Source organism: Anaerotalea alkaliphila, from assembly GCF_010179735.1.
GTDB classification, from domain to species: Bacteria; Bacillota; Clostridia; order Lachnospirales; family Vallitaleaceae; genus Anaerotalea; species Anaerotalea alkaliphila.
This window is the reverse complement of record NZ_JAAEEH010000004.1, coordinates 103756-110159: the sequence shown is the minus strand read 5'-3', so window position 1 is coordinate 110159 and position 6404 is coordinate 103756. Positions and strand designations below refer to the sequence as shown.

At 59.9% G+C, this 6404-nt stretch carries 7 protein-coding genes; all 7 read left to right on the top strand.

Translation table 11 applies throughout. From position 1 onward, the window contains the following. On the top strand, positions 1 to 182 hold a 182-nt coding region (locus GXN74_RS02810), incomplete at its 5' end, for a transposase (RefSeq protein WP_212505683.1). Between the two features lie 228 nt (positions 183 to 410). Continuing rightward, positions 411 to 1493, top strand: a complete 1083-nt coding sequence (locus tag GXN74_RS02805) for an ABC transporter ATP-binding protein (protein WP_162369400.1) — start codon at positions 411 to 413, stop codon at positions 1491 to 1493. Positions 1494 to 1499: 6 nt separating this feature from the next. After that, positions 1500 to 2378, top strand: coding sequence for an ABC transporter permease (locus GXN74_RS02800; RefSeq protein WP_162369399.1), 879 nt, complete (start codon positions 1500 to 1502; stop codon positions 2376 to 2378). 1 nt (position 2379) lies between these two features. After that, positions 2380 to 3147, top strand: a complete 768-nt coding sequence (locus GXN74_RS14825; protein WP_343032784.1) for an ABC transporter permease — start codon at positions 2380 to 2382, stop codon at positions 3145 to 3147. Positions 3148 to 3150: 3 nt separating this feature from the next. Further along, positions 3151 to 4197, top strand: a complete 1047-nt coding sequence (locus GXN74_RS14820) for a polyamine ABC transporter substrate-binding protein (RefSeq protein ID WP_343032783.1) — start codon at positions 3151 to 3153, stop codon at positions 4195 to 4197. A 38-nt stretch (positions 4198 to 4235) separates the two neighbouring features. After that, positions 4236 to 5513, top strand: a complete 1278-nt coding sequence (locus tag GXN74_RS02790) for a M18 family aminopeptidase (RefSeq protein ID WP_162369398.1) — start codon at positions 4236 to 4238, stop codon at positions 5511 to 5513. A gap of 20 nt (positions 5514 to 5533) precedes the next feature. Continuing rightward, complete coding sequence (locus GXN74_RS02785) at positions 5534 to 6373, top strand: DegV family protein (protein ID WP_162369397.1); 840 nt, start codon at positions 5534 to 5536, stop codon at positions 6371 to 6373. The last annotated feature ends 31 nt before the right edge of the window (positions 6374 to 6404 follow it).

The window sequence follows — 6404 nt, the reverse complement described above, 5'->3', positions numbered from 1 at the left end:
AGAGTGAACACTTCAAGGAAAAATCCAAGGAACGGTATAAAATCGAAGCAAAAAACAGCGAGCTCAAACACAGGCATGGCTATGATGTTGCATCATCGTCAGGTCTTTCAGGCATGGAAATGCAAGGTGCCGTCACCATATTCGCAGTCAATCTGAAGCGCATCATAAAACTGATGGAATAGAAAAAGTATCATAGGCCACAAACAGACATGAAAAACCCACCATGACCTGAAAACGTTTCAGGTCATGGTGGGTTTTTGTTTGGTTAAATTTGCGGCTACGAAAAACTATGATGTTTTTCAGTGGCCTCTCGTGCGCTAGCCTTTTTTCTCCATCTTTTTCCTATACAACAGGAAGCGTTTTTGCTAAAATGAAGTCGGAACAGGAACGGAAGACGGCAGGAGGTTTCCATGGCAGAACAAGCGAACATCATCGTACAGATCAGAGACCTGCAGAAGGTGTATGAGGACACCATCGCGGTGGACCATATCGACCTGGACATAATGGAAGGGGAATTCCTCACGTTCCTCGGGTCCAGCGGATGCGGAAAGACGACGACCCTGCGGATCATCGCAGGCTTCGAGGAGCCCACCGGAGGAAAGGTCCTCATCGGGGGCAAGGATGTGAAGGACCAACCCCCCCATGAAAGGAACGTGAACACGGTCTTCCAGAGCTACGCCCTTTTTCCCCACATGAACATCGAGCAGAACGTGGGCTTCGGACTGAAGATGAAGAAGATGCCCAAGGACCGGATCAGGAAGAAGGTGGAGGAAGCCCTGAAGCTGGTGCGCCTGGAGGGGTATGGGCACCGGAGGCCCAACCAGCTGAGCGGCGGGCAGAAGCAGCGGGTGGCCATCGCCCGGGCCATCGTGAACGAACCCCGGGTCCTGCTGCTGGACGAGCCTTTGGGCGCCTTGGACATGAAGCTGCGGAAGCAGATGCAGGTGGAGCTGAAGCACCTCCAGCGGGAACTGGACATCACCTTCGTCTACGTGACCCACGACCAGGAGGAGGCACTGACCATGTCGGACCGGATCGCCATCATGAACGACGGGCGGATCGAGCAGATCGGGACGGCGGTGGAAATCTACGAAAACCCCCGGACCCGGTTCGTTGCGGACTTCATCGGGGAGACCAACCTTTTTTCCGGGACGGTCCTGTCCCAGGAGGAGGAGGGGGTCTACCGGGTGCAGACCAGCAACTTCACCCTTCCCGTCCTGGGGGAAGGGTTGGAGGTGGGGGAGACCGTCAGCTTCACGGTCCGGCCGGAAAGGATCTTCATCACCCAGCCGGACCAGCCGGTGGACGTGGTGGTGGAGGCCACCTTCAAGGAGTTCATCTACATCGGTTCCATCATCAAATCCATCGTGTCCCTGGCAGACGGCAAGGAAGTCACGGTGACGGACCAGGCAGGGATGGAGATGCGTTTCCAGCCCGGAGACAGCGTGAAGCTGCGGTGGCAGACTTCCCAGTCCCTGGTCCTGAGAAAGTAGGCGGCTATGGCGGAGAAGAAACATTCGAGAAGGCGGAGCATGCGGGGGATCCTGGCGACCATCTCGCCGGTGTACCTGTGGATGGTCCTGTTCATGGTGGTCCCCCTGGGCCTGATCCTGCTGATCAGCTTCCTCCAGCGGGGCGTCTACGGGGATGTGAAGTTCCATTTCACCCTGGAGAACTACCGGGCCCTTGCGGACCCCCTATATGTCCAGGTGTTCCTGACCAGCGTGGGGATCGCCTTGGGGACGACGGTGAGCTGCCTGCTGCTGGGCTACCCCTTCGCCTACTTCGTGGCGGGGACCGAGAAGAAACACCACAGGCTCCTGCTGGTGCTGATCATCATCCCTTTCTGGACCAATTCCCTGGTCAGGACCTATGCCTGGATCCTGCTGCTGCGCACCGAAGGCCTGATCAATACGGTGCTGCTGCAGCTGGGATGGATCCAGGAGCCCTTGCAGATGCTGTACAGCTACGGGGCCATCTTCCTGGGGATGACCTACACCCTCTTCCCCTTCATGATCCTGCCCCTGTACAGCATCATCGAAAAGCTGGACAAGAGCCTTCTGGAGGCTTCCGCCGACCTGGGGGCAACACCTCTCCAGACGTTCCTGCAGGTGACCCTGCCCCTGACCCTCCCGGGCATCGTGGCAGGCTCCCTGCTGGTGTTCATCCCCTCCCTGGGGTACTTCTTCATCCCCGACCTGATGGGGGGCGGCAAGCACATGATCATCGGGAACCTGATCAAGAACCAGTTCCTGGCATCCAGGAACTGGCCCTTCGGGTCGGCCATCTCCATCATCCTGATCCTGCTGACCCTGCTGGTGGTCCTGGCATACCTGAAGCTGCTGGGCGGGGACAAAGACGACATGGGGGTGATGTAGGATGCCGAAGCGCAAGATTTTTTCCAAGCTGTACATGGTCCTGATTTTCGCCCTGCTGTATGTGCCCATCCTGGTGTTGATCGTCTTTTCCTTCAACACCTCCAAGCTGAACGCGGTCTGGACCGGATTCACCCTGGACTGGTACAGGAAGCTCATGGGCAACCGGGACATCCTGCGGGCCATGGGGAATTCCCTGCAGGTGGCCTTCCTGTCCACGGCCCTCTCCACCATGGTGGGGACGCTGGCGGCGGTGGGCATGTACCGATACAAGTTCAAGGGAAAGGCCGTGCTGGACAACCTGCTGTACATCCCCATGGTCATCCCCGAGATTGTGCTGGGCATCGCCCTGCTGATGTTCTTCAGCCGTTTCCGGGTCCCCCTGGGGATCCGGACCCTGGTCATCGCCCATGCGACCTTCAGCATCCCCTTCGTGTTCATCACCGTCAAGTCCCGGATGGCGGGATTCGACAGCGCCATCGAGGAGGCAGCCATGGACCTGGGGGCCAGTCCCCTGCAGACGTTCCTGCATGTGACCCTGCCGGTGATACTGCCCGGCGTGGCCGCCGGCGCCCTGCTGTCCTTCACCTTGTCCATCGACGATGTGATCACCAGCTTTTTTGTCACCGGTCCCAGCACCAACACCTTTCCCCTCCAGGTCTATTCCATGGTCAAGTTCGGCGTCAGCCCTGAAATCAACGCGCTGTCCACGGTCATGCTGGTGATCACCATCACGGTGGCCCTCCTGGGGGAAAAACTGAAGAAGGAGTAAACGATGAGAATGAGAAAAACGGCCGCATTGGCGGCCTTCCTGCTGGCCATGGGCCTGGCGCTCGGAGGATGCGGAAAGAAGGAAGCGTCCAACGAGCTGAACCTGTTCAACTGGTCCGAATACCTGCCCCAGGAACTGATCGAGAAGTTCGAGGAGGAGACCGGTGTCCGGGTGAACTACAACACCTACTCCTCCAACGAGGAGATGCTGGCCAAGATCATGACGGCTCCGGGCATGTACGACATCGCCGTTTCCACGGATTACATGGTGGACATCATGATCCAGCAGAAGCTGCTGGAGGAAATCGGACTGGAAGGGATCGAAGGCGTGGAGAACCTGGGGGCCAACTACCTGGACCTGGCCTTCGACCCGGGCAACAGGTATTCCCTGCCCTACATGGCCGGGACCGCCCTGCTGGCGGTGAACACCTCCAAGGTGGATTTCGACATCGAGGAGTATGCGGACCTTTGGAATCCCGCCCTTGAGAACAGCATCGTGGTCCTGGACGACCAGCGGGCGGTCATGGGGCTGGCCCTGAAGAAGCTGGGCAAGTCCATCAACGAGACGGACCCCGGGGTGCTGGAGGCGGCGGCCAGGGAACTGGCGGCGCTGAAGCCCAACATCAAGGCCTTCGACAGCGACAGCCCCAAATCCCTTCTGATCAGCGGGGAGGTTTCCGTAGGCTATGTGTGGAACGCGGAGGCGGTCATGGCCCAGAAGGAGAATCCGGACATCAAGATCGTGATGCCGGAGGAAGGCCTTTACCTCTGGCAGGACAACTTCGTCATCCCCAAGGGGGCGCCCAATGCAGAAAACGCCCGGAAGTTCATCAGCTTCATGCTGCGCCCGGAGAACAGCAAGATCTGTTCCGACAGCTTCCCCTACACCAATCCCAATGCGGCCGCCCTGGAGCTGATCGACGAGGAGACCCGGAACAATCCAGGCATCTATCCGGACGATTCGGTCTACGCCCAGGGGGAATTCCTGGTGGACGTGGGTGAAACCACGGTGGTCTACGACAAGATATGGACGGATTTCAAGCAACAATAGAGGAAGCAGCCGTGGAGCGAGGGGAGTGAGGTTCTGGGATGAAGGATTTTTTTGCGTTTTTGGATAGGGCCACCGTGCCTGTGACAGCGGTGGAGGCCAGCGCCCAAAGGCTGGTGGAGGCCGGGTTCGTGGAACTGGACATGGCCGAGGAATGGTCCGTGGAGGAGGGGGGCAGGTATCTGGTGCGCCCCTATCCCACCATGCTGGTGGCGGTCTCCATCGGCAGGAAGCGGAGCATGACCGACGGGTTTAGGATCCTGGGGGCCCATACGGACTCGCCGGGCTTCCGGCTGAAGCCGGAACCGGAAATGACCGCGGAAGGGTACCTGAAGCTGAATGTGGAGACTTATGGCAGCCCCATCCTGTCCAGCTGGATGGACAGGCCCCTTTCCATGGCGGGAAGGGTGGCCCTGCGCTCCGAAAAGACCCTGCATCCCAGGATGCGGACCCTGGACCTGGGCAAGCCCCTGTTCACCATCCCGAACCTGGCCATCCACATGAACCGGGATGTGAACAAGGGCGTGGAGCTGAAGAAGCAGAAGGACATGCTTCCCCTGGCAGGCCTCCTGGGCAAGCCGGGGGAAGAGGAGGGCAGGATCCGGAAGCTGCTCGCAAGGGCCCTGGACGTGGATCCCTACGAGATCCTGGACTACGACATGGGCCTTTATGTGGTGGAGAAGCCGGTCCTGCTGGGGCTGGAGGAGGAGTTCGTTTCGGCCCCCCGGATCGACGACCTGGCCATGGTCTACGCCATCACCCGGGCCATGGCGGAGACGGTCCATGACCACGGGATCAACGTGGCGCTTTTCATGGACCATGAGGAGGTGGGCAGCGGTTCCAAGGCGGGGGCGGATTCCAACCTGCCGGCGCTGGTCCTGCAGCGGTTCAGCCTGATGCTGAACCGCACCCCCAGCCAGTACCAGCGGATGTTGGCCCAATCCTTCCTGATTTCCGCCGACGGAGCCCACGGGGTCCATCCCAACGCGCCGGAGAAGGCGGATCCGGTGCACAAGCCCCTGCTGAACAGGGGGGTGGTGCTGAAGGGGAGCGCATCCCAAAGCTATGCCGGGGATCCGGAAACCGGAGGCGCCTTCCGGCAGCTGTGCGGCCTGGCGGGGGTGGAGCACCAGCTCTTCGTGAACCATTCCGACAGCCCCGGAGGCAAGACCATCGGTCCCCTCATGGCCAGGCACCTTCCCGTGCCGACGGTGGACATGGGCATCCCCATGCTGGCCATGCATTCGGCCAGGGAACTGATGGGAAGGAAGGATCTGGAGGACAGCATCCGGCTGTTTTCCGCCTTCTACAGCCATTGACGACGAACAAGGAGAAGCCTATGCGATACAAGATACTGGCGGACAGTTCCTGCGATGTGGACGACCGCATGAAAGGGGAGCTGGAAATCACCCTGGTCCCCCTGACCATCGATGTGGACGGCACCCGCTATGTGGACGACGGAGAACTGGATGTGGCATCCTACATCCGGATCATGAACGCCTCCAGCAACAATCCGAAGAGCGCCTGCCCGTCCCCGGAGGATTATCTGAAGGAGATCCCGGAAGATGCGGAGGGTACCTTCATCATCACCCTGTCCAGTGCCTTAAGCGGCAGCTTCAACAGCGCCATGCTGGCCAGGAACCTCTATCTGGAGGGGAATCCGGAGAAGAAGGTCCATGTGTTCGACAGCAGGAGCGCCGCATCGGGAGAGGTGCTGGCCGCCCTCTGGACAGCCGAATGCATCCGGCAGGGGATGGGGTTCGAGGAAATCGTGGATGTGGTGGAGGAGAGGATCCGGAACATGACGGTGGTGTTCGTGCTGGAGAGGCTGGACCATCTGGAGAAGGCGGGAAGACTCAGCACCCTGAAGGCGGCCATCGCCAATGTGCTGAACATCAAGCTGATCCTCCACGCCACCCGGGAGGGGACCATCGACCTCCTTGGAAAGGCCAGGGGAACAGGAAAGGCCCTGGGGAAGATGGTGGAGACAATCGGAGGGAAGGGGGAGGACCTGTCCGGGAAGACCCTGGTCATCGCCCACTGCGCCGCCCGGGACAGGGCGGAGCAGGTCAAGGGAATGGTGGAGGCCAGGTACGGATTCAAGGAAATCCTGATCGTGCCCACCCGGGGCCTGAGCTCCACCTACGCCAACGAGGGTGGTGTGATCCTTGCGTATTGAAGCTGTCATGGAGGGGAGGGGTCCGTTGTGA

Bases quoted from the DNA above. Each gene is read 5' to 3' on its own strand.
- GXN74_RS02790 (WP_162369398.1), top strand. From the start codon at position 4,236: ATGAAGGATTTTTTTGCGTTTTTGGATAGGGCCACCGTGCCTGTGACA.
- GXN74_RS02800 (WP_162369399.1), top strand. From the start codon at position 1,500: ATGGCGGAGAAGAAACATTCGAGAAGGCGGAGCATGCGGGGGATCCTG.
- GXN74_RS02805 (WP_162369400.1), top strand. From the start codon at position 411: ATGGCAGAACAAGCGAACATCATCGTACAGATCAGAGACCTGCAGAAG.
- GXN74_RS14820 (WP_343032783.1), top strand. From the start codon at position 3,151: ATGAGAATGAGAAAAACGGCCGCATTGGCGGCCTTCCTGCTGGCCATG.
- GXN74_RS14825 (WP_343032784.1), top strand. From the start codon at position 2,380: ATGCCGAAGCGCAAGATTTTTTCCAAGCTGTACATGGTCCTGATTTTC.
- GXN74_RS02785 (WP_162369397.1), top strand. From the start codon at position 5,534: ATGCGATACAAGATACTGGCGGACAGTTCCTGCGATGTGGACGACCGC.